Source organism: Hymenobacter miniatus, assembly GCF_016427455.1.
GTDB classification, from domain to species: domain Bacteria; phylum Bacteroidota; class Bacteroidia; order Cytophagales; family Hymenobacteraceae; genus Hymenobacter; species Hymenobacter armeniacus.
This window is the reverse complement of record NZ_JAELXR010000005.1, coordinates 361,475-382,170: the sequence shown is the minus strand read 5'-3', so window position 1 is coordinate 382,170 and position 20,696 is coordinate 361,475. Positions and strand designations below refer to the sequence as shown.

The following is a 20,696-nucleotide window of genomic DNA, read 5'->3' as shown; positions in this document are numbered from 1 at the left end:
TCCCTCGCTCCGTTCTCACCCCGAACACCTTCTCACCATTCCCATGATTCCCTCTTCCGAGCTCATCCTGAACCCCGACGGCAGCATTTACCACCTCAACCTGCTGCCCGACCACATTTCCGACACCATCCTCACCGTGGGCGACCCCGGCCGGGTGGCCCAGGTGAGCCGGCATTTCGACTCGGTGGAGTTTGAAACCACGCACCGCGAGTTCGTGACCCACGTGGGCTACTACCGGGGCAAGCGCATCACGGTGCTGAGCACCGGCATGGGCACCGACAACATCGACATCGTGATGAACGAGCTCGACGCGCTGGTGAACATCGACTTTGTGTCGCGCACGGTGCGGCCCCAGGAGGAGCGCATGAGCCTGCGCATCGTCCGGCTGGGCACCAGCGGCAGCCTGCAAGCCGACGTGCCCCTGGGCTCGATGCTGGCCACCGAGCACGCCGTGGGCCTCGACAGCCTGGCCCAGTTCTACCCGCTGATGGAAACCGGCCTGGAAACCGAAGTAGCCACCGAACTGCAAAAGTCCCTCGGCTTGCCCTACGCGCCCTACGTGGTGCGGGGCTCCGACCTGCTGCGCGAGCAGCTGGGCGCTGGCATGGTGATGGGCAACACGCTCACCTGCCCCGGCTTCTACGGCCCCCAGGGCCGCAGCCTGCGCCTCGAGCTGCGCATTCCCAACTACATCGAGCGCCTGCAAAACTTCCGCCACCAGAGCGCCGAGGGCGAATTCCGCCTCACCAACTTCGAGATGGAAACGGCCGGCTACTACTCGCTGGGCCGCATGCTGGGCCACGAGGTGCTGTCGCTGAATGCCATCGTGGCCAACCGCGCCACCGGCGAATTTGCCGACAACGCCGGCGCCGTGGTCGATGCCATGATTGAGCAAACCCTGCAACGCCTCGTCTGAACCACGGATTCGGGCGGATTTTTCGGATTTCGCGGATTTTGTGGACGTCAACCCAAGCACAGCAACAGAGAAGGCCATCCCGACGGGATGGCCTTCTCTGTTTGTTTTTGAATTATAATCAGATGATTGCGCCGCCCACAAAATCCGCGAAATCCGAAAAATCCGCCCGAATCCGTGGTTCAGACGAGTTCGGCCAGGAATTTCATCGTGTCTACCCGGTCGGCGTACTCGTCGACGGGCGGCGACTGGGCCTGCCCAAACGGGTGGCTGCCCGCAAAGCGCGCCCCCGCCGAAACCACGCACTGCGTTTGAGCGGCGATGTCCGTCAGTTGGTCTACGAGGTCGATTTCGCTGGTGTACTCGGAATAGAAAACCATTGAAATGGGCGAAACCAGCCCCTGGCTGGGCCGGATGAGGAAGAAGCCGTTGTCAAAATGCGGCTCGTTGTTCACCAGCAGAATGCTCTTGTTGTAGTCGTAGTTGTTGTTGTACTTGTGGTGGTGCACCACCCCTTCGAAGGGCTGCAGGGCATCGAGCAGGGACACGAAGCTGTAGTCTTTGGGCACGAACAGCTTGCTCACGTTGCGGCAGCCCAGGCCGTAGTACTGGAAAATATCGGGGCCCAGCTTGGCCAGCTCCTCGTTGGTTTCCTGCCCCGTCAGCACGGCCACGCTGGTGCGGTTGCGACGGATGATGTGGGGCTTCTTGCCGAAATAATACTCGAAGTAGCGCGCCGTGTTATCGGAGCCGGTGGCGATGAAGGCATCGGCGGCATTGAGGCGCGGCAGTACCTGCATGAAGTCCGCAAAGCGCGGCTCAATGCGCGTCAGCTCTTCCATGAGCCAGAGCATGAGCACGGTGTCGTCGGCGCTGAGCTTGGCCAGCAGCACGTGGCCGCTGATGAGCACGCACAGCATATCGTGAAAGCCCACCATGGGGATGTTGCCGGCCATCACCACGCCGATTTTGTGCACGGTGGTGGGCTCGGGCGGGTAGCGGCCGGCCCAGCGGCGCAGCGGCGCCTCGGCCAGCAGGTGGGCCAGGCCGGCGAAGGCGGCCGTCACGTTCGGGGTGTCGAACCAGGCGTTTTGGTTGCGGGCGCGGGCGGCCAGGGCCGTAAGCTCGTCGGGGGAGAGGGAGGCCAGGCGCTGGCCCAGGGCCACAAAAGCGGCAAGTCGTTCGGATTGATTCATGCAAAAGGGAAGGCCCGGCGCGCCAGTGCGACGCGCGGGCAGAGGAATTGTCAGCAAAATTGGGCTAAACCATGCAAACCCGGTCGGTGTTGGCTAATTTTGTCCGGCCAATGACCGGCGCGCGCCCGCTTTTTTACGTAAAGCCTGCTCGAACTGCTTTGGTTTCTTCACAACTTTGACCCCCCGACGCCCCATGGCCATCATGATAACCGACGAGTGCATCAACTGCGGTGCCTGCGAGCCGGAATGCCCCAACAACGCCATTTACGAAGGCGGCGCCCAATGGCGCTGGGCCGATGGCACGACGCTGAAAGAAGTCACCGCCGCCGACGGCACCGTGGTAGCGGGCACGGCCCCGCAAACGCCCGTTTCGGACGAATACTACTACATCGTGTCGGATAAGTGCACCGAGTGCGTGGGCTTCCACGAAGAGCCCCAGTGCGCCGCCGTGTGCCCCGTGGACTGCTGCGTGGACGACCCCGACCTGCGCGAAACCCGCGAGCGCCTGCTCGAAAAGAAAGAATGGCTGCACATCGCCGCCTAATTTCTTATACCTGAAAAGGAAAAGGCCGCTTCCAAAGGAGCGGCCTTTTTGGTGGCAATTAATTCTGCAAATTGCTGCTTACTGTGCCGATTCAGCCGAAGCCGCCTGCGGCGTCAGCTTTACCCCCGTGAACAACTGGGGGTTGCTCACCGACGCAATGGGCTCGACGTTCAGGCGCTTGTCGAAGCGGCTCACGTTGGCCAGCTTGAGCAGGGTTTCGTAGTTGGCGGTGTGCCCGGCTTTGGTTTTGATAAAGAAGCTGTTGACCCGCAGCGTTTCGGGATTGTAGCTCACTTCCAGTGCCGTGGTGTCGCGCCAATAGGTGTAGAGGGCTTCGGTGGCGCCGGAGGGGCCCACGCGGGGCGTGCGGTCGTGGTCGGGCCGAATGCTTTGGCCGGTGAGGGGCTGGGCTATCTGGTCGGCGTTCATGCCCAGCAGGGCCGGCACGTCGAAGGCCCGGCTCACGGGCGGCACCGCGGTGGCGGTTGGCGCATCAGAAGCGGGCTGGTCGGTGGCCGCGCAGCCCAGCAGGAAACCCAGCGGCAGGAGGAAACGGTAGCGCATACTTTCGGAATTAAGTGAGGCAAACAGCGCGTCTTGTACGCAAAAGCTGGAGCGTGCGACCAACTTTTCCAACGGCCATTCGCACGGCATGAGCAGGGCCCGAGCGGTGCCCGTTACCTAAATTCGGCCGCCGGTGAACCGCAACGGCCGGCAAACCCCTTTTAAACTGCCGGCGTGCAGCGCGGACTCGCAGAGTCCGCGCTGCAATTCTAACCATCATTCCCACCCATCATGCCCCACACCCTCGAAAATTACACCCTCGGCCGCTGGACGCCCGGCGCCAGCGCGCCGCAAGAAATGCTCGACGCCAGCACCGGCGAAGTCATTGCCCTGGCCAACACCGAAGGCTTCGACTTTGCCTCCATTCTGGATTATGGCCGCCGCGTGGGCAACCCCCAGCTGCGCCGGATGACCTTCCACGAGCGGGGCCGCATGCTGAAGGCGCTGGCCTTCCACTTGCAGGAAAAAAAGGAGATTTTCTACGAGCTGAGCTACCGCTCCGGCGCCACCCGGGCCGATTCGTGGATTGACATCGAGGGCGGCATCGGCAACCTGTTTGCCAACGCCTCGCTGCGCCGCAAGTTTCCCGACAAGCCGTTTTACGTGGAGGGCGAGCCCGTGGGCCTGAGCAAGGGCGGCACGTTCATGGCCCAGCACCTGCTGGTGCCCCGCGAAGGCGTGGCCGTGCACATCAACGCCTACAACTTCCCCATCTGGGGCATGCTGGAGAAAATTGCGGTGAACCTGCTGGCCGGCATGCCCGCCGTGGTGAAGCCCGCCGTGCCCTCGGCCTACCTCACCGAAGCCGTGGTGCGCGAAATCATTGCCTCCGGCATCCTGCCCGAAGGCGCGTTGCAGCTCGTGGTGGGTTCGGGCCAGGGCATCTTGGACCACGTCACGTACCAGGATGTGGTGACCTTCACCGGCTCGGCCAGCACCGGGCGCAAGCTGCGTGCCCACCCGCGCATCATCGAGGAAGCCGTGCCGTTTACGATGGAAGCCGACTCGCTCAACGCCGCCGTACTGGGCCTGGATGCCCGGCCCGGCTCGCCGGAATTTGACTTGTTCATCAAGGAAATTCGCAAGGAGATGACGGCCAAGTGCGGGCAGAAATGCACCGCCATTCGCCGCGCCATCGTGCCCGAAGCCTACCTGGAAGACGTGCAGATTGCCTTGGGCAAGGCCCTGGCCCAAACCACCGTGGGCCACCCGCAGGCCGAGGGCGTGCGCATGGGCGCGCTGGCCGGCCGGGCGCAGGCCGATATTTTCCGCGAGCGGGTGCGCCACCTGGCTCAACACACGCCCATCGTGTACGGCAACCTGGAAGAAGTGGAGCTGCTGGGCAAAGAGCGCGGCGCCGACTACGCCAAGGGCGCCTTCACTTCGCCCATCGTGCTGCGCAACGACCAACCCTTCAAACACCTCGACAGCCACGAAATCGAAGCCTTCGGCCCGGTGGTGACGCTGATGCCCTACCGCGAAACCGAAGAGGCCGTGACGCTGGCCAACATGGGCAAGGGCTCGCTGGTGTGCTCCCTGGCCACCAACGACCCGCGCACGGCCCAGGACTTCGTGCTGGGCGCCGCCACGCACCACGGCCGCATCCTGGTGCTGAACGGCGAAATGGCCAAGGAAAGCACCGGGCACGGCTCGCCGCTGCCCCAACTCATCCACGGCGGCCCCGGCCGGGCCGGCGGCGGGCAGGAGATGGGCGGCATTCGCGGGGTGGAGCATTTCATGCAGCGCGTGGCCCTGCAAGGCTCGCCGAGCATGATTACGGCCATCACGGAGGTGTACCAGACCGGTGCCAAGCAAATCGAAAAAGATAAGCACCCCTTCCAGCACTACTTCGAGGAGCTGGAAATCGGCCAGACCTACACCACCCACCGCCACACCGTGACGGAGGCCGACATCAGCGCCTTCGCCCAGGTATCGGGCGATAATTTCTACGCCCACGTCGACGCTACCTCGCTAGAGGGCACGCTCTTCACCGGGCGCGTGGCCCACGGCTATTACATCCTGAGCAAGGCCGCCGGCATGTTTGTGGACCCGCGCAAAGGACCCGTGCTGCTCAACTACGGCCTCGACGAATGCCGCTTCACCAAGCCCGTGTACCCCGGCATGACCATCGGCGTGACGCTAACGGTGAAAGAGAAGGTAGGGCAGGAGAAGCGCGACGAAACCGACGTGGCCAAAGGCATCGTGCGCTGGCTAGTGACCGTGACCGACGAAACCGGCGAAACAGTGGCCGTGGCAACCATTCTGACCATGGTGAAGAAGCGGAATCAGGAGTAGAAAATCCAGTAGACTCAACTCTCAAAAACACAGAGTGCCAGCCGGTAGCGGCTGGCACTCTGTGTTTAGCAAGGCCCGATGGGATGGCTGAGGCCATTCGCGCGAGCCATCAGGGCCGGGTAGCCTGCGGCGAGGTCAAAAACCGTCACTAGGTTTGGGGCACCCCGCTCACCAATGGCTCGATGCTCGAAACGGTGGGCAGGAGGGACGGCCCGCTGGTGTTGAAAGTCATTGGCTAATCGTCGTATCCCGGCAAGCCGAGCAGTGCGACAGCGCGCTGGGCCACAGCTGTGACACTGGCAACATCCGGTCCGGTGATGGTCAGGTGGCCCATCTTGCGGCCGGCGCGGGCGTGCAGCTTGCCGTACAGGTGCAGGTGCGTGCCCGGCAGGCGCAGCACGGCTGCCCAGTCCGGCTCCCGTCGTTGGCCGCTGGCGTCGAGCCACACATCGCCCAGCAGGTTGAGCATGATGGCCGGCGAATGCTGGCGCGGTTGCGGCAGGGGCAGGCCGGCCATGGCATGCACCTGCAAGTCAAACTGCGAGACGTCGCAGGCGTCCAGGGTGTAGTGGCCGCTGTTGTGCGGGCGTGGGGCCATCTCGTTCACCACCAGGCTGCCGTGTTCGCTCCCGTCTTCCACCATAAAAAACTCGACGCACAGCACCCCAACGTAGCTGAGCTGCTGCGCGATGGCCACCGCCGCGTCGCGGGCCCGGGTTGCCAGGGCGGGCGGCATGTTGCCTTCGTAGGCGTGGGTCACGGCCAAAATACCGTCGACGTGCACATTGCGCTGCGGGGCGAAGCTGACCACTTGCCCATCCCAGCCGCGGGCCACCAGCACCGAACACTCGGCCGTGAGCGGCAGCATCTTTTCCAGCACGCACGCCACGCTGCCTAGCTCCGCCCAGGCGGCAGCCAACTCCGCGGCGTTCCGGACGCGGACCTGGCCCTTGCCGTCGTAGCCCAGGCGGGCGGTTTTGAGGATGCCGGGCAATAAGTCCGTCCGCTCATCTTGGGCGGCTTGCAACTCAACCGCCGTCTCAATCACCGCATAGGGCGCACAGGTCACCCCTGATAGGTCAGCACAGGCCACAAAGTGGGCTTTTTCCTCGATGCGGTTTTGGGCAATGCCCACCACGGCCGCGCCCGGCGCTACCGGCCGGGTTTGCGCCAGCGCATGCAGGGCCTGCGCGGGCACGTTTTCAAACTCGGTCGTGACGGCCTGGCATAAGTCAGCAAGCTGCGCCAGCCCGGCCGGGTCGCAGTAGTCGGTTTGGATGTGGTGGTGGCTCACCAATCCGGCGGGACTTTCGGTGTCGGGCTCCAGCACGGCGGTGAAGTAGCCCAGGCGTTGGGCAGCGTGCACAAACATGCGGCCCAACTGGCCGCCTCCCAACACTCCCAGAGTGGCCGGCCGGCCTGCGGCGTCAGCGCTGCCGGGGTAAATAGGCTTCATCGCGGCAATGTGCATGGCGTTGTTCATACCGGCAGCGTCATGGCGCGAGCGGCTTCGGTTTGGGCAACGCGAAACGCCTGCAGCTTGGTAGCCAGGCCCGGGTCGTGCAGGGCCAGCATGCTCACGGCGAACAGCGCCGCATTGGCCGCCCCGGCCGTGCCAATCGCAAACGTGGCCACGGGCACTCCTTTGGGCATTTGCACAATGCTGTGCAGCGAATCAACCCCCTGCAAATGGCGGCTGGCCACTGGCACCCCCAACACGGGCACCGTGGTTTTAGCAGCCAGCATGCCCGGCAAGTGGGCGGCCCCGCCCGCGCCGGCAATGATGGCCTGCAAGCCGCGCGGCCCGGCCTGCTCGGCGTAGGCAAACAAGTCGTCGGGCATGCGGTGGGCCGACACCACGCGCGCTTCGTGGGCCACGCCAAAGTCCGCGAGAATCTGCACGGCGTGCTGCATGGTGTCCCAGTCGCTGCTGGAGCCCATGACCACGCCGATGAGGGGGATGGACGAATCAGAGGTGGAGGTACTCATAAGGTTAGGTAATAGGTCGTCATGCTTCGGCGGCGCTCAGCATGACGGACGACTTTTTGTATAAACGCTAGCTATTAACGCTCCAGCAGGACTTCTGCACCCAAAATCACCATGTCCACGCTGCCTTTCAGGGTCTGGTTGATGAAGGGCGTGTTCTGGGATTTAGACTTCATGAATTCCTTCGTGAAGGTGGTTTCCGCCTGCGTATCGAACAAGAGGCAATCGGCGGGCTGGCCCACTTCGATGGCGGCCACCGGCAGGCCCATCAGGCGGCGCGGCTCTGCCGAATAGCGCTTCACCACCAGGTCCCAGCCAAACTTGCCGGGCTCGACAAAGTGGTGGTAGAGCGAGACCAGCGCCGTATCGAGGCCGGTAATACCGTTGGGCGCGCTGATGAAGTCCTGGGCTTTTTCGAACGGCGTGTGCGGCGCGTGGTCGGTGGCAATGAGGTCGAACACGCCTTCTTTGAGGCCTTCGAGCAGCGCATCACAATCGGTCTGCGTGCGCAGCGGCGGGTTCATCTTGTAGTTCGTGTCGTAGTCGCCGATGTGCTCGTCGGTGAACAGCAGGTGGTGCGGGGCCACCTCGGCCGTCACCTTCACATCGCCGCGCGATTTCCACCAGCGAATGGTTTCCATGCCGAGCTTGCTCGACACGTGCTGGATGTGCACGTGGGCGCCCGCCGCCCGGGCCAGGCGAATGTCGCGGTCGATGATGATTTCCTCCGCACAGGCCGGCGAGCCCTTGATGCCCAGCCGGTAGCTCATCACGCCTTCGTTGAGGGCGCGCGGCCCGGCCAGCTCCGGCACCTCGCAGTGGCTGGCAAAAAACATCCCGAACTCGGTGGCGTACTGCATGGCCCGCAGCAGCACCGCCGGGTCGGCCGTGGTGTCGCCGTCGTCGGTCAGCATTTTCACCCCGAGTTCGCGCATGCCTTCAATCTCGGCCAGTTCCTTGCCCTCGCGGTTTTTGGTAACGCAGCCGGAAGTGTACACCGGAATTCGGGCCCGGTCCCGGGCATTTTCCAGCACGGTGGCCACCGCGGTGGCCGAGTCGAGGGCCGGGCGGGTGTTGGGCATCATCACCACGCCGGTCACGCCGCCGTTGATGGCGGCTTCGCTGCCCGTGGTGATGGTTTCCTTGTTCTCGAAGCCGGGGGCGCGGAAATGCACGTGGGCATCAAACATGCCGGGCAGCAGCACGCGGCCCCGCGCGTCGACGACCCGGGCATCCGCGGGAATGGCCAGGCCTTGGCCGATATCCTGAATTTTCCCTTCGACAATTAGGACATCGCTTTCGAGCAGCACAGGAGAATTTTCGGAGGCGATGCGGGCGTTTTGAAGGAGAAGCATGAAGTATTAGTTGCTATAAACCACAAGGGGTAGTGGAGAGGAAAATGAAAAAACGAAGGCCGCGGACGCGTGCGGCGGTCAGGGCGTAATCGCCGTCGAGTTGGCGCGCGGCTGGGCTGCATACGCTTCCTGCTTCGGGAAGTCGCCGCCCGGCGTGAGCCAGTCGAGCACGGCCATGCGCACGGAGATGCCGTTTTCGACCTGGTTGGTAATCAGGCTGCGCTCGTAGTCCATCACGGCGTCGCACAGCTCCACGCCCCGGTTCACGGGGCCGGGGTGCATGATGTAAAGGCCCCGGTCGCTGATTTCGGCCAGCCGGGTGTTGGTGATGCCGTAGACGCGGTGGTACTCGCGCACGCTGGGGAAAAACTGCACGTCCTGGCGCTCCAGCTGCACGCGGAGCAAGTACACCACATCGGGGCCCCAGGCCATGGCCGCCTCGTAGTCGGTGAAGCGCGGGATGCTGGCCGGCACGTACTTGGGCACCAGCGAGCCCGGCCCCAGGTAAGCCACCTCCACTCCCAGCTTTTGCAGCAGCGTGCTGGTGGAGCGCGCCACGCGCGAGTGCAGAATGTCGCCGATGATGAGGACTTTCTTGCCCCTGGGGTCCGGGAATTTTTCCTTGATGGTGAAGGCGTCGAGCAGGGCCTGCGTGGGGTGCTCATGCGCCCCGTCGCCGGCGTTGATGACGGCCGCCGTGGTTTGCCGCGCAATCATGCCGGGCAGGCCGGAGTGGCTGTGGCGCACCACAATGTAGTCGGTGCGCATGGCCTGGAGCGTCTCGATGGTTTCGCGCACCGACTCGCCCTTGGTGATGGAGGAGTGGTCGACGTTGAAGTTCGTGACCTCCGCCGAGAGGCGCTTGGCCGCCACCTCAAACGACGAGTGCGTGCGGGTGCTGGCCTCGTAGAACAGCATGAGCACGGACTTGCCCTCGAGGGCCGGGATTTTCTTCACCGAGCGGGTGAACAGCTTTTTAAAGGACGTGGATTGGTCGAGCAGGAACTCGATTTCCTCGCGGTGAAGGGATGCGATGTCGAGCAGGTCTTTGCGTGCCATACCAAAGCGGGGGAAAATAAGTACGTGGTCAGAATGAGGAACGGGTAAGACGAGCGGTTTTCGATGCGCTTACGCCGCATTTGCGACATGATGTATGACTGTCTGAGGGGCAGCCAACGAACTCAGCGGGCATAAAAAAACCGTTTCGGAATCCGAAACGGTAACGGGGCAACGGGCAGAAAAACAACGGGAACAACAGCGTCAAAATCGGGAGAACCGATGGCGGCAAAGACCTTCCGGTCTTCCCGCGGTCCCCGGTCGAGCAGGGCTCCGCGCTTCATCAACAGGTGTTTGGGTTGAAGCATGACGCAAAACTACGGAATTGTTAAGCCAGGCAACTCATCGGTAATGTTAAGTTATTTTTTGCACCGCTTTTCTCACCTTTTGTTTCCGACCTAACGGTCTAAACCACGCTCTTTTCGTCATGCTTTTCGCCGCTAAAAAAAACATGGCCTGCGTAACCAATTGCTTTGCAAGCTCAATCCAGCTTAACTTTAGCTCTTTATTCCGGAGGCTCAGGGGGCAAGCCGCTGATTTCAGGTAGCAAGCAGCCCTTGAGGTGCTTCGCTTTTGACGGCGCCACCGGCGTCGAGTACGCTGCCATTTAAGTCGAGTACGCTGCCATTTAAATAGAAACACAGCTTGGGGTAGACGGAGAAATCAACCGGTTTCTAAAGCACGCTTCCGACCGGTGATTCGGAGAAAAAAAGCCTCTTATAAGAAGCAGATAAAACTGCAGAACAAAGCTGCCGGCGCGTGGCTGGGCCACTACACGAGCGCCCGGCCGCGCTAAAGCAGGCGGGGCGCTTCTGGAATTGCCCCGGACGCCACAGGCCCCATGTTAATTTACTCGAATTGATTGTTGACTGAGTGGCTGGCATCCACGAGTAGTGCGACCAGAAGAACGTGCGGCTGCAGGATTACTGAATGCAAAGGCTGTGTCTGTCGGGCCGAGTACTAAATACTCAAAGGGGGATGTAGCTGCGTAAAGACTGCCACCTTTTTTGCCACCTTTCTTGGTTTCGGCAATAAAAAAGGCCATTTCCGTGTAGGAGATGGCCTTTTCTTGCAAACTGGCGGTCTGGACGGGACTTTCCAGGGGATAGAATGGCGCAGTTGGGTAAAGGTTAATGTGCCCTTACGTGGCGTTAAGGCACTTTTGGCGCGTCAGGCCGCGTCAGCCTGCGCCGAGGCAGGTACCAATTTGCCACCCTTTTCTGCCACCTTTTCGACCCTATTTGGCTTTGCGCATCAGCACGAAGTGGCCCATGCTGGTGCCTCCGCTGGATGAATAGCCTGCCTCATTGGTGGCGTAGACTTCGTAGCCGCGGGCCTCGTATTCATTGATGACTTTGAAAAGGGGGCCCTGGTGCTGCCGGTCCTTGGCCTGGTCTTTCACTTTGCGCTCCTCGAATTTGTCGTACCCTTCCGAAATGGAGATGCTATATATGTCCTTTTCAATCATGACGTAATCGTACTGCTTGCCTTCGGTAGGGGATTTGGCGGCGATGATGCCGGCCGTGATGGCGAGGCCGAGCAGGGCGGTCAGGAGCTTGGGAAGGTGCTGTTTCATGGGGAGAGGAGGTTTAAGAGGCGAAAATAGCACTACGCGGCAGCTTTGCCGGACTGCTTACCGGCCACCTTTCTGGCCGTTTTGCGGTAATTCTCCACCAACTCATCCTCGTCGATGCCCACGTAGCGGTTGAAGCTGCGCTCGGTTTTGTGACCGGTGGCCTGCATCACCGTGGTGCGCGGCACGCCCTGGGCCAGCTTGAGGGTGGCAAAGGTCTTGCGGCCGACCTTGCTCGTGAGCGGGATGCGCGTGAGGCCCGCCAGTTCCGCGACGGTGGGCAGGTACTCGTCCAGGCCGGTGCCCACCGGCAAGCAGGTGGGCAGCTGCAGCGGCCGGTATTTCTCCACCAGCGCCACGGGCCGGAACACGTCGTCGTCGATGAAGGGAATCACGCAGGGCAACTGGGTCTTGCCGGCCTTGATTCTGACCACCTGCCGGGCGTAGTCGAGGTGGCGCGGGGCGAGTTTGTTGGCGTCGGAGATGCGCAGGGCGAAGTAGGCGCACTGCAGGAACTTGTCGCGGGCGCGCTCGAGGCTGCGCAGGCGCTCGAGGATGCGGTAGTCATCGACCTGGCTGCGGCGCTGGCCCCGGCGGCGCGGACCGTCGGGCGCGGCAGCGTCGAGGGCCTCGAAGTGGCCGCGCACCAGGGCACGGGCCCGCTCGGTGTAGAAGTCCAGGCCGGCGATGGCCAGCAGTTCGGGCTGGGTCAGCGCGTCGGTGCCGGTGCTCTCGTCCGGGGCTTGGAACCTGTGGAACTTGGGGCTCACCGGCAGGTCGTTGGTTTCGCACCAGCCTAGGAAGCTCTTTAGCGCCCGGATGTGCTTGCCGAAGGTGTTGAGGCCCTGACGGCGCTGCTGAAAGAAGTACTCCTGGAACTGCTGGTAGAAGGCTGGCGTCATGCCTTCCAGCGTGAGCGGGTGACCGGTGTGCGCGGCAAAGGCCTGCAGCACCCGCAGGGAGTTGGCCAGGCTGTCGAGGTAAACCTTGCTCAGGCGCTGGCCGGTGCGCAGGTTCACCGAGCGCGACTGCTCGCCGAGCCAGCGGTCGAAGTACTGCGCGAAGGTGGGCGGGGCCAGCGGTGGGGGCGGGGGCACGGCCGGCAGCCCGGCCGCCTCGGCCGCCAGCTCAGCGTAGCGCTGCTCGATGGCGGCTTTCATGGCGGCCTTGTGCAAGTGCCGGCCGGCCAGGGTGGCCTCGTGCTCGACGGCAGTGGCCGCGTCGGTGAAGCGGTCGAGGGCGTCGTTGAGGCCGTCGAGGTAGGTGCCGGGCTTGGCCTTGGCGCGCTCGCGCTTGGCATCCCAGTCCTTGGGGTCCACCCTCTGGCCGCTGCTCAGGCGCAGGCGCTGGCCCGCCCAGCAGAAGGTGAGCTGGATGCGGGCCAGGCCTTTTTTACTGGCCCGCTCGGTGAGGAGCTGGCGAGTTACCTCCATGGCATATTAATAGTTAGCTTAAAGTATAGGTAGTTAGCTTAAAGTATAGGGCGTAGCCTTTATTTATTGAATGATGAATCTATAGGTTGAGCGCCACGGTAAAGTAAGCTCCTCTCCTTTGTCGTTTTTGGCCGACGCTCGAATAACCATTTCTACTCTGTCTTTGCTCTCTAGTTGGCATTCTTTTAGGGAGGCCATCGTCACGTAGTAGCATTTTGCAAAACGAACACCTTCTAAAGTATGCGCTTTAGCCTTTTTGAGCCGAACCCGGCAGTCTTCAGGGGAATTTGCATAGCTTTTTCGACTTTCTCTAGCGCTTTTGCGTGGTGATTGCGCGAACTGAGTAACTTCAACATCTACGTCTGCATCGGCACCATCCATGCTTGTAGCAGAATGAACTGTGTAAGCACACTTTGTACACACTCTGTTAACTACAGCAAAAAAGACAGTATCTTTTAGTGATACCATTTGCACACTAGATACTAGTTTTCCTTTTAAATATGCATTAAGGACGATATCCTCCTTGGTACTCTTATTTGGGTGGGTAAGGCTCACTCCAAAAAAAACAACGGTCAAAAGCAGATAAGTCAAGGTGTTCATTGCTTTATGATTTTGGTTTCAAATTGCTCCGGGTCAAGCCCCCAGGTCTTTTGGAGAGATTTTGAGCAAACCTCTGATACTGATAAGCCAGCTAACTTAATGTCTGATAGTCTTATATCTGCGTCATTTGCTTCGTATCTCTCGAGTAAATCTCTAAATCGAATAACGGAGCGCTCAACTTCAGGTGATTCAATCAGATTGAGTTTGCCGTAATATAAAGTCATGAATTTATATCTTGATAATTTATATTCCTTTGAGTTAATAAGTTCTGCAAAGCTTTCAGGTCCATCCAATCGAACGATGATATCTGCCACAGCTTCAGACATGGCTTCGTAATAACTAGCTTGCTTTTCGTAAACACTCTTCCTAAAGTCGCGCTCGTTCTGATCAACATATTGATACAGCGCAAAACAGAAGGCAATTGTAGGAAGTAGGGTGCTGAGCAGTTTTAAAATTGCTTCTCCATACTGAACCGTTTTTTTTCCGGAGTCAGGATCCTTTTCTGTTGGGGGGGAATATTCGGCGCGATAACCGCCGAATTTTGTTCTGCTCCTCACCCGTTCAGCAGTTGAAGACCTCGCTTTATGACTGCCAACCATTTGATATGCAATAATATTAGAATAAAGGAGCTACTTTGACAAAGGCCCTTTCGAACAATTTTTATTGCCTTAAATATATGGTATTATACTTGTTCGTAGCCTATTTCCTCTTAATTGCTTGTGTTATATAAGAAACGGGGGTTCAACTGAAGGCAACGAAATCAGGTTACTTATGTGGCCCTAGATAGCTGTCTCCGTTGAAATGAATCATGTGGGTCGGAACATCTGCTACCCATACCTCTGTTTCCCATGAAATTTCGACTAGGTACTCAGCCCATTACCCCCCGCCCTGCAGAATCCGAATCGTCTCATCCTTCGCCGCCACCAATTCCTGGCACAGGGCCAGTTCCCGCTTGAGCGACTCGCAGTTGGCCTGGCAGAGGCGCAGCTGCTGCACCAGCTTCAGGTTTACGGTTTGATTGTTGCCCTGGCCGGTCTGGTTCACGAGGCCGACTTGCCGGGAAAAGGTGATGGGAGTCGGCTTCTGCCGGCGCGATGTGCGCTTCATAGGGTAGGGTAGCGAGAGAAGCGAAAGGGGCCGGAAAGCGGGAAAGGGAGCGCCGGTGACGGCCTGTGGGCTAGGTGAGCAAAAGTGAAGGAAATGTTGTGAGCTACACTGCGTAGAAATACCCGTTTTGGGGTCTCCGTATTTCTACGGGGGCGGGTGAGCAGACTGGCTAGTGGGTGAAGGTGTAGCTCACGTCGACCCGCCCGTACTTGGAAGTATCGCCTTCCACCTCCAGCGTGAGCGTGTCGGCCGTGAGCAGGCGGACGCGCGTTTTGTGGGGGTTGCCGGGAATGACCAGCATCGAGTCCTGGAGGGTGTACTGGCTGCGAAATGGACGGGTGGCGGTCTTCGTATCGAGGTAAATGATGGAATCGGGGGTGATTTCCATGCGGATTCTACCGACGATGGGGATGGGTTTTAACTCCGAGTCAACGGAGGCTCCCGTGGGCCAGTGATATTGGTCGTTTGTGCTCTGTGACACCCATTTCCCCTCCAGGGTAGGTTCGGTGGTACACGAAGCCAATAGGCCAACAAGAACGAAGAATGGGGGATAGCGCATGGGTAATATGAGCTTCAACCCGGCCGGTTGAACGGGCTGCGCAGCAGCAAAAGCAACTGGAAATACAGCAGACATCCCCCAGCACCGGAGGCTATGCGTAGCTGGAAATGGCGCTACCGGCAGTTTTCCAGCAATTGGTCGCCTAAATCGATGGGGATGCAGTCGCAGTTTTTTTGCTGGCGCACGATGCAGAGGTTGCCGGTGATGGTGTTGTCGTCAAGTTGCAACTCGTAGCGGTAGGAGCCCTCGGAAAGGTCGGCACCGCTATCGTCGCGGCCACCAAACCGGTTTTGCGGGCTGGTACTGATAAAGACGGGCGAGCCGCCGCTCAGCCTGAATACTTTCAGGCTCTGGCTGGCAAAGGTTACCAGCGGTTTGGGGATGGCCGTGCTGTTCTTGTCTACCGCAAAGGGGAAAAACAAGTCGTTGCGGTTGTCGCCATTGGGGGTGATGACGTTGGGAACCGTGAATTGCAGGTTGGGGTGCGGGCTGACGATTTGCGGGCCCGGGCCGGTGCAGCACGTACTTTTGGCATCGTCTTTTTTGCTGCACCCGACAAGGCAAAGCAGGAGGGAGGCAAAGTACAGGTGTTTCATGGGTAGAATCAGGTAATTGGGGCGGTTGAACTGGCTGCGCAGCAACTACAGGGTCTGGAGATACCTATGACTGCTCAGCGTCTGGTGTAATGCGTTTCGTAGTCAGTATGGCCTTTTTGAAAGCTGCCAGGCACTACCTGAAAAAGCGTGAGTTCCGTGGCAGTGAGTTGCCTGATGGTGTAAGGCGGAAGCGGGTTTGAGGGCTCAAAAGTGAGCGTATTGCCCGAACGCGTATAAGGTTGTGGCCCAGTTACACCAACCCCACCGCTCGTAAATAGCTGCATGGTCGTGCTGGTAAAGGTGGTATAGTTGGTGTTCCCTGGTGGGTTATTGTAGGTCTGCTGGTCTATTTGCACGCCAGCATTGTTGTAAGTGGTCGCTACGGATTGAGTGGGATTCCAACTTCCTTCCAGCGCAGCCATCGCAGGGGGCGGTGAGTCAGCCTTTTTAGAGCAGCCTAGGGTGCTGAGCAGCAGCACGGCGGCTAAGCATGTGGCGGGGAGTCGATGTGGAAACATGGGTAGTTGGTTAGGTTGGGCGGTTGAACTGGCTGCCCAGCAGCGACAGCATCCTGAGTTACATGAGGCATACCCTCAAGCTGGGACTGCCGATTGCTTTCTATTCCCCTCCAGCAGCAGCGGTTACTTCAGCACGATTTGCAACGGAGGGGCGAAGCGTACAAGCCAATGCCAGCTTATTTTCCAACCTCTTCCGCATCATTTGCCTTTTGCGTGTAAATGGCATTGGAAAAGATGATTGCCTCCGCCGTCGATTTTGTAGAATGTGAATTGAACGCTATCGTTGCGGGGTTGCTGTACCAGTAAAACCAAGGGAGCTGCTTATGGCTAAAACTTGCATTGCCATACTCCAGAACAAATGACATCAACAAATCCTCGCTGTCTTCTTTTTCAGCCATCTGAATTTTCACATGGTAGAGCTTGCCTTTGTAAAAGCAGTACGTGATGTACTTGGCTTGTTTTTTTACAATCTGTCTGTTCTCGTTGGGATTTCGGTAGTACTTCAACTCGCCGACTTCTGCTCGTTTGACGAGTAAAGGGTATTTAGAAATATCATCGCCGAGTCGAAATGTGCGAAACCCGTTCTTTGCTTCGAGTTTAGCGTTGCCGCCAGCATCGGGTGTCTTGGCGTACTTCGTGCGCAGGAGCATACTCTCTCGTATTCTCTCCGATTCCCATCTGATTTCAGCGCTCAATGAGTCAGCCTTGGCTTTGCCTGTCAGGGACTTCTCCTGTTGCGCATGGGCCAGTGGGGCAGCCCCAAACAGGGCAAATAGAAGCAGGCAATTTTTCATGGGTGCGCAAAAAGGATGGTGGATTAATTCGGTCGGTTAAACTGGCTGCCCAGCAGCGAAAGCAGCTGGTGATGCATTAGACACGCCCCCGCGCCGGAGGCTACGGTTTCTAAGTGGCGGCTTAGAAATCGCTCGGGTTTTTGCCGTTGACCAGCATAGCTTGGTTGAGGCTGGCAATCCTGGCTTTTACCTCTTCGTCTGCTTTCGTCAGGGCCGCGGCCCACGACTTCTTGGTAAAGCCTAGAGGCACTTTGCTGGCATCGAGCGGGTAGCGGGTGAGGTCTCTCGAGTTAGCGGATTTGAGAGCCAAGTCCGTCAGCACGTACTTGTAGCGACCGTCCTTCAGGTACAAGGTATGGGTCTGCTCAAGGAAGAGGGCGGGGGTGGGCATGACGCCGAACATGGCCATGCCGACGCTGCCGGACGCTTGGGTCAGGGTGGTGTAGCCTTTGGCGACGAGCTTGCCTTGCTGCTTGTCCTTGATTTGCACCACGTCGTTGTCCGACTGATAGGTCTTGGTCATCCACTCCAGGGCTCGCTCGTAGAGCTGGTCCTTGGTGGTGCTGGGCGCTTCGACTACGGCGCTGTAGCTCACTTGCTTGGTGTCGGGGTCCACCGGCAGCGTCGCGGCAGCTTCCGTTGCTTTCGGCTTTTGGGCGTAGAGCTCGGGAACCGCGGCCAAGAGGGCAATTAGGAGTAAGAGGTGCTTCATGAAATTAGGTCGGTGAGGTTAGTTCGGTCGATTGTACTGGCTGCGCAGCAGGCTGAGCGTTTCTTCCTTGGCCTCCAGCAGGGCCTGGGCCATCGTGAGCTGCTGGCGCAGGGACTCTATTTCCTTGGTGGCCGCGGCAAGGTCGCGCTGGCAGTTCTCCAAGGCCACGTTGGTGCCGTCGCTGCCAGCTTGGATTTTCCCTTTGCTGCCCTTTATCGACTGCTTGTTGCCCGAGCCAGCTTGGTTAAAATATCCGGTCTGCGTGGTGCCGGTTTGTGGGTAAGAAAGGAAAGGTTCACCTTCACCAGTCAGCAGCCAGTGGGCATTTACAGTTCTAAAATGATTAACCACTTTAGATAAATATTCTGGCTTTGGCTCTGTTTGCCTTGAGCCTATGTAGTTGTTGGTGTTGCTTGAGCTGTCACCAATAGCCTCACTAAAAGCCCTCACGCTAGTGGATAGGCTCTCGACTAGAAATTTTAGTCTCTGATTAATAGCTCCTTTGCTCACTTTGGGTTAATCTTTTCTGATTTTATCAAAAGAGATTAATCTCTTTTGAATAAACGCCCGTATGTTTGTGGTGTGTACAGTACTGAGCGAGCGCAAGTAAGCGCATGCCGGATGAATTGTGCCAAACACAAATCATGACTGAGCGTCAGAAATACCTGCGGCTGCTGTCCATCGTCATCGAGGAATTGCCCAGCAGCGCCGTCGATACCGCCGTGCGCGACGGCTACGAGGCCAAAACCTCCATGCTCAACAACGTGCGTATCGGCCGGGTGATGAACCTGGAGCACCTGGTGGCGCTAGTGGGCTACGGCCTGCCCAAGTACCAGATTCCGGCCGAGCTGCTGCCGGCCCCCGCCGCCGTTCCGCTGGGCCTGTAATGGAAGCGCCGGCCCTCTACGCCACGGCCCCCAGTGGCCCGCGCGACCTCTCCGTGCCACTGGCCGCGTGGCTGCGCGCCCAGGGCTTCACGGCCGCCGAGCAGGCGCGCCCCGCCACCGCCACCGTGGCCGCCCACTGGCTGGGCCCCCAGGGCGAGCGGTTCCAGCTCGACTACGCCTGGGTGGCCGGCCCGGTGCCGAGCGCCACCTGCTGGCTCACGGTGCGCTACCCCGGCCAGCTCCAGCCCGAAACCCTCTTCACGGCCCAGCACGTGCGCCGCCTCCAAGAGGCGCGCCAGCTGCTGCTCGGCAACGTGCGCTACGCCAACGCCCGCACCCTGGCCAAGCTGGTGCCAGCTCCCACCGACTACTAAAATCTATCCTTTCACCAACCCTTCAATCTCAGTTTTATGCACCTCAACACCGACCCGCCGGCCCCGCTGGCCGCCCCCGCCAAACTGCCCTGCATGCGCGACATGCACGAGCTGGTGACCACGCACCTGCCCGAGCCGCTGGTCAAGCTCGTGCCGCTCGACGAGCTGGAGCGCCGGGGCACCGAGCTCGTGAACGAGCACCCGCGCTTTGCCGAAGAAGTGCCGCTGGTGCTGGCCGGCGAGGCCCGCCGCCGCGCCCGCCACCGGGGCCTGGTGGGCAGCCGCACCCCGGCGCCGTTGCTCACCAGCCAGGCTTACTCCCGTGCCTAAGGTCTCGCTCACCGACGCGCGCACCGGCAAGCGCCTGCGCCTCGACGCGCTGCCCGAGGGCGCGGCCCTGGTCGAACCCATCCTGGGCTACTGCTACCAGGCCGGCCACTTCACGGTGTACGTCAACGGCTCGATGCCGCTGGCCCTGCGCTCGGCCCAGGAAGAAAACCGCACGGCCGGGGAGGTGTGGCTCGTCAAGCCCCTGCCCGCCGGCATCCGCGAAATCGACTGGACCGACTGCCGCCGCGACTACCAGCTCCTGTTGCCGGAAGAATCCCAAGCTGCCTAATCCCCCTCTGCCATGACTGCCGCCGATTTGCTGACCGTGGGCTTGTTCGACCAGTGGGCCCGCGCCCTGCTCTCCCGCGTGGAGGCCCTGCCCGGCGCCGCCGCGCCGGCCGATAGGGGCGAGGTAGTGCTCTACAGCATCGCCAAGCTCGCCGCCGTCTGCGACGTGGACGTGGCCACCGTGCGCCGCTGGCTCAAAACCGGCAAGCGCGGCCGCGCGGGCCAGCCCATCAAGCTCCAGGCCTACTACTTCACCTCCGAGGCCCGCATTCCCTGGCCCGCACTGCTGGCCTACGAGCGCGGCGAGGCCTTCGACTTGGCCTCGCTGCCGGCACCGGTGCTGGCTGCCCCCGAGGCCGTGCGCCCGGCCGCTCCGCCGCGCCCCGGGCCCGACGACGACCCCACGGCCCTGCGCCTGGCTTCCTGACGCCACTTTTTCCCCTTTCTCCGCATGTTCATCAACGTCTACACTTCGAACCCCGCCGACCAAGGGCTGGCGGGCTTCGCCCTGGCCCTGGGCCAGAACCTGCAGCGCCCGGTGCGCCTGCTGCCGCTCTCGCGGCTGCCCGCCCCGGACCCGCTGCGCCGGCAGGCCCTGCGCGTCGAGCGCGCGGAGCTGCTCGACTCCATCGCCCGGGCCGAGCACGAGCTGGGCTGCTTCCTCAGCGGGCACTTCGCCCCCGACGCCGGCCGCGAGAACGGCCTCAAGGCCGACGTGGATGCGCTGCACGCGCGTCTGCGGGCGGTGAACGCCACGCTGGGGCTGGGGAAAGGAGGGGAGGACAATGGCTGAGCCGCTGCCGCCCGCGGACCGGCCGGGCTGGCCGGGCATGTTCACCCCGCCGGCCGAGCTGCTGCAGTGGCTCAACCGGCAGCGCCCGGCGGACAAGGCCGGCCAGAAGGCCGTGCTCACCATCCGCTGGCTCATCAGCGCCGAGCTCGACCGCGCGGCGCCCGACCCGCCCCCGCGGGCCATCACCCACTTCACCCCGGACGACGGCCCCGGGGCGCAGTAA

At 60.7% G+C, this 20,696-nt stretch carries 28 protein-coding genes and 1 pseudogene; 10 read left to right on the top strand and 19 right to left on the bottom strand.

Going from position 1 to position 20,696, the window contains the following annotated elements:
• The first annotated feature begins 43 nt into the window (after positions 1–43).
• Positions 44–916: a nucleoside phosphorylase gene (locus JAO73_RS10715; protein ID WP_198977040.1), complete on the top strand. Its 873-nt coding sequence runs from the start codon at positions 44–46 to the stop codon at positions 914–916.
• Positions 917–1,095: 179 nt separating this feature from the next.
• On the opposite strand, the gene JAO73_RS10710 is transcribed toward JAO73_RS10715, so the two are convergent.
• The gene (locus JAO73_RS10710; RefSeq protein ID WP_198977039.1) at positions 1,096–2,109 is read right to left on the bottom strand and encodes an acyl-CoA reductase; all 1,014 of its coding nucleotides are present in this window, start codon (positions 2,107–2,109) and stop codon (positions 1,096–1,098) included.
• 193 nt (positions 2,110–2,302) lie between these two features.
• Between JAO73_RS10710 and JAO73_RS10705 the strand changes: the two genes are divergently transcribed.
• Complete coding sequence (locus JAO73_RS10705; protein WP_190922634.1) at positions 2,303–2,653, top strand: 4Fe-4S dicluster domain-containing protein; 351 nt, start codon at positions 2,303–2,305, stop codon at positions 2,651–2,653.
• A 78-nt stretch (positions 2,654–2,731) separates the two neighbouring features.
• Here the strand turns inward: JAO73_RS10705 and JAO73_RS10700 are convergent, their stop codons facing one another.
• Positions 2,732–3,217 (bottom strand): hypothetical protein, encoded by a 486-nt coding sequence (locus tag JAO73_RS10700; protein WP_198977038.1) that lies wholly within the window; start codon positions 3,215–3,217, stop codon positions 2,732–2,734.
• Between the two features lie 231 nt (positions 3,218–3,448).
• Here JAO73_RS10700 and paaZ point away from each other — a divergent pair, with 231 nt between their 5' ends.
• Positions 3,449–5,512 (top strand): phenylacetic acid degradation bifunctional protein PaaZ, encoded by a 2,064-nt coding sequence (gene paaZ / locus JAO73_RS10695; RefSeq protein WP_198977037.1) that lies wholly within the window; start codon positions 3,449–3,451, stop codon positions 5,510–5,512.
• 235 nt (positions 5,513–5,747) lie between these two features.
• On the opposite strand, the gene JAO73_RS10690 is transcribed toward paaZ, so the two are convergent.
• From JAO73_RS10690 to JAO73_RS10610, 17 genes and pseudogenes are all read right to left on the bottom strand, one after another.
• Positions 5,748–6,968 (bottom strand): 5-(carboxyamino)imidazole ribonucleotide synthase, encoded by a 1,221-nt coding sequence (locus JAO73_RS10690; RefSeq protein ID WP_198977036.1) that lies wholly within the window; start codon positions 6,966–6,968, stop codon positions 5,748–5,750.
• A gap of 23 nt (positions 6,969–6,991) precedes the next feature.
• The gene (gene purE, locus JAO73_RS10685) at positions 6,992–7,501 is read right to left on the bottom strand and encodes a 5-(carboxyamino)imidazole ribonucleotide mutase (RefSeq protein ID WP_198977035.1); all 510 of its coding nucleotides are present in this window, start codon (positions 7,499–7,501) and stop codon (positions 6,992–6,994) included.
• A 74-nt stretch (positions 7,502–7,575) separates the two neighbouring features.
• Entirely contained in the window at positions 7,576–8,853 is a 1,278-nt protein-coding gene (locus JAO73_RS10680; RefSeq protein WP_198977034.1) for a dihydroorotase, read from the bottom strand.
• Positions 8,854–8,931: 78 nt separating this feature from the next.
• A complete protein-coding gene (locus JAO73_RS10675; protein ID WP_198977033.1) occupies positions 8,932–9,912 on the bottom strand; it encodes an aspartate carbamoyltransferase catalytic subunit in 981 nt (326 codons plus the stop codon).
• A gap of 122 nt (positions 9,913–10,034) precedes the next feature.
• Positions 10,035–10,217 carry a hypothetical protein gene (locus JAO73_RS10670; RefSeq protein WP_198977032.1) on the bottom strand — a complete coding sequence of 61 codons (183 nt, stop codon included), beginning with the start codon at positions 10,215–10,217 and terminating at the stop codon, positions 10,035–10,037.
• A gap of 929 nt (positions 10,218–11,146) precedes the next feature.
• Entirely contained in the window at positions 11,147–11,485 is a 339-nt protein-coding gene (locus tag JAO73_RS10665; protein WP_198977031.1) for a hypothetical protein, read from the bottom strand.
• 32 nt (positions 11,486–11,517) lie between these two features.
• Complete coding sequence (locus JAO73_RS10660; RefSeq protein ID WP_198977030.1) at positions 11,518–12,915, bottom strand: phage integrase SAM-like domain-containing protein; 1,398 nt, start codon at positions 12,913–12,915, stop codon at positions 11,518–11,520.
• Between the two features lie 63 nt (positions 12,916–12,978).
• A complete protein-coding gene (locus tag JAO73_RS10655) occupies positions 12,979–13,515 on the bottom strand; it encodes a hypothetical protein (protein ID WP_198977029.1) in 537 nt (178 codons plus the stop codon).
• Entirely contained in the window at positions 13,512–14,114 is a 603-nt protein-coding gene (locus tag JAO73_RS10650; protein ID WP_198977028.1) for a hypothetical protein, read from the bottom strand. The genes JAO73_RS10655 and JAO73_RS10650 overlap by 4 nt, the downstream gene beginning before the upstream one ends.
• 166 nt (positions 14,115–14,280) lie before the next feature.
• Positions 14,281–14,373 (bottom strand): annotated as a pseudogene (locus JAO73_RS23490) (BsuBI/PstI family type II restriction endonuclease); the annotation flags it as partial.
• Positions 14,374–14,391: 18 nt separating this feature from the next.
• Entirely contained in the window at positions 14,392–14,622 is a 231-nt protein-coding gene (locus tag JAO73_RS10640; RefSeq protein WP_198977027.1) for a hypothetical protein, read from the bottom strand.
• A 169-nt stretch (positions 14,623–14,791) separates the two neighbouring features.
• Positions 14,792–15,010, bottom strand: coding sequence for a hypothetical protein (locus JAO73_RS10635; protein WP_198977026.1), 219 nt, complete (start codon positions 15,008–15,010; stop codon positions 14,792–14,794).
• Positions 15,011–15,294: 284 nt separating this feature from the next.
• Positions 15,295–15,777 carry a T9SS type B sorting domain-containing protein gene (locus JAO73_RS10630; RefSeq protein ID WP_198977025.1) on the bottom strand — a complete coding sequence of 161 codons (483 nt, stop codon included), beginning with the start codon at positions 15,775–15,777 and terminating at the stop codon, positions 15,295–15,297.
• A 74-nt stretch (positions 15,778–15,851) separates the two neighbouring features.
• Complete coding sequence (locus JAO73_RS10625) at positions 15,852–16,256, bottom strand: hypothetical protein (protein ID WP_198977024.1); 405 nt, start codon at positions 16,254–16,256, stop codon at positions 15,852–15,854.
• Between the two features lie 215 nt (positions 16,257–16,471).
• Positions 16,472–17,089 (bottom strand): hypothetical protein, encoded by a 618-nt coding sequence (locus tag JAO73_RS10620; RefSeq protein ID WP_198977023.1) that lies wholly within the window; start codon positions 17,087–17,089, stop codon positions 16,472–16,474.
• 121 nt (positions 17,090–17,210) lie between these two features.
• The gene (locus JAO73_RS10615) at positions 17,211–17,801 is read right to left on the bottom strand and encodes a DUF4468 domain-containing protein (protein ID WP_198977022.1); all 591 of its coding nucleotides are present in this window, start codon (positions 17,799–17,801) and stop codon (positions 17,211–17,213) included.
• An 18-nt stretch (positions 17,802–17,819) separates the two neighbouring features.
• Positions 17,820–18,251 (bottom strand): hypothetical protein, encoded by a 432-nt coding sequence (locus JAO73_RS10610; RefSeq protein WP_198977021.1) that lies wholly within the window; start codon positions 18,249–18,251, stop codon positions 17,820–17,822.
• 194 nt (positions 18,252–18,445) lie between these two features.
• Between JAO73_RS10610 and JAO73_RS10605 the strand changes: the two genes are divergently transcribed.
• Genes JAO73_RS10605 through JAO73_RS10575 form a run of 7 tightly spaced genes read left to right on the top strand, consistent with a single transcriptional unit; the run spans position 18,446 to position 20,696 of the window.
• The gene (locus JAO73_RS10605) at positions 18,446–18,688 is read left to right on the top strand and encodes a hypothetical protein (protein ID WP_198977020.1); all 243 of its coding nucleotides are present in this window, start codon (positions 18,446–18,448) and stop codon (positions 18,686–18,688) included.
• Entirely contained in the window at positions 18,688–19,062 is a 375-nt protein-coding gene (locus JAO73_RS10600) for a hypothetical protein (RefSeq protein WP_198977019.1), read from the top strand. Before JAO73_RS10605 ends, JAO73_RS10600 begins: the two co-directional genes overlap by 1 nt.
• A 36-nt stretch (positions 19,063–19,098) precedes the next feature.
• A complete protein-coding gene (locus JAO73_RS10595; protein ID WP_198977018.1) occupies positions 19,099–19,392 on the top strand; it encodes a hypothetical protein in 294 nt (97 codons plus the stop codon).
• The gene (locus JAO73_RS10590) at positions 19,385–19,681 is read left to right on the top strand and encodes a hypothetical protein (RefSeq protein WP_198977017.1); all 297 of its coding nucleotides are present in this window, start codon (positions 19,385–19,387) and stop codon (positions 19,679–19,681) included. The genes JAO73_RS10595 and JAO73_RS10590 overlap by 8 nt, the downstream gene beginning before the upstream one ends.
• A gap of 12 nt (positions 19,682–19,693) precedes the next feature.
• The gene (locus JAO73_RS10585) at positions 19,694–20,107 is read left to right on the top strand and encodes a hypothetical protein (RefSeq protein ID WP_198977016.1); all 414 of its coding nucleotides are present in this window, start codon (positions 19,694–19,696) and stop codon (positions 20,105–20,107) included.
• Between the two features lie 24 nt (positions 20,108–20,131).
• Positions 20,132–20,473 carry a hypothetical protein gene (locus JAO73_RS10580; RefSeq protein ID WP_198977015.1) on the top strand — a complete coding sequence of 114 codons (342 nt, stop codon included), beginning with the start codon at positions 20,132–20,134 and terminating at the stop codon, positions 20,471–20,473.
• Between the two features lie 37 nt (positions 20,474–20,510).
• The gene (locus tag JAO73_RS10575; protein ID WP_198977014.1) at positions 20,511–20,696 is read left to right on the top strand and encodes a hypothetical protein; all 186 of its coding nucleotides are present in this window, start codon (positions 20,511–20,513) and stop codon (positions 20,694–20,696) included.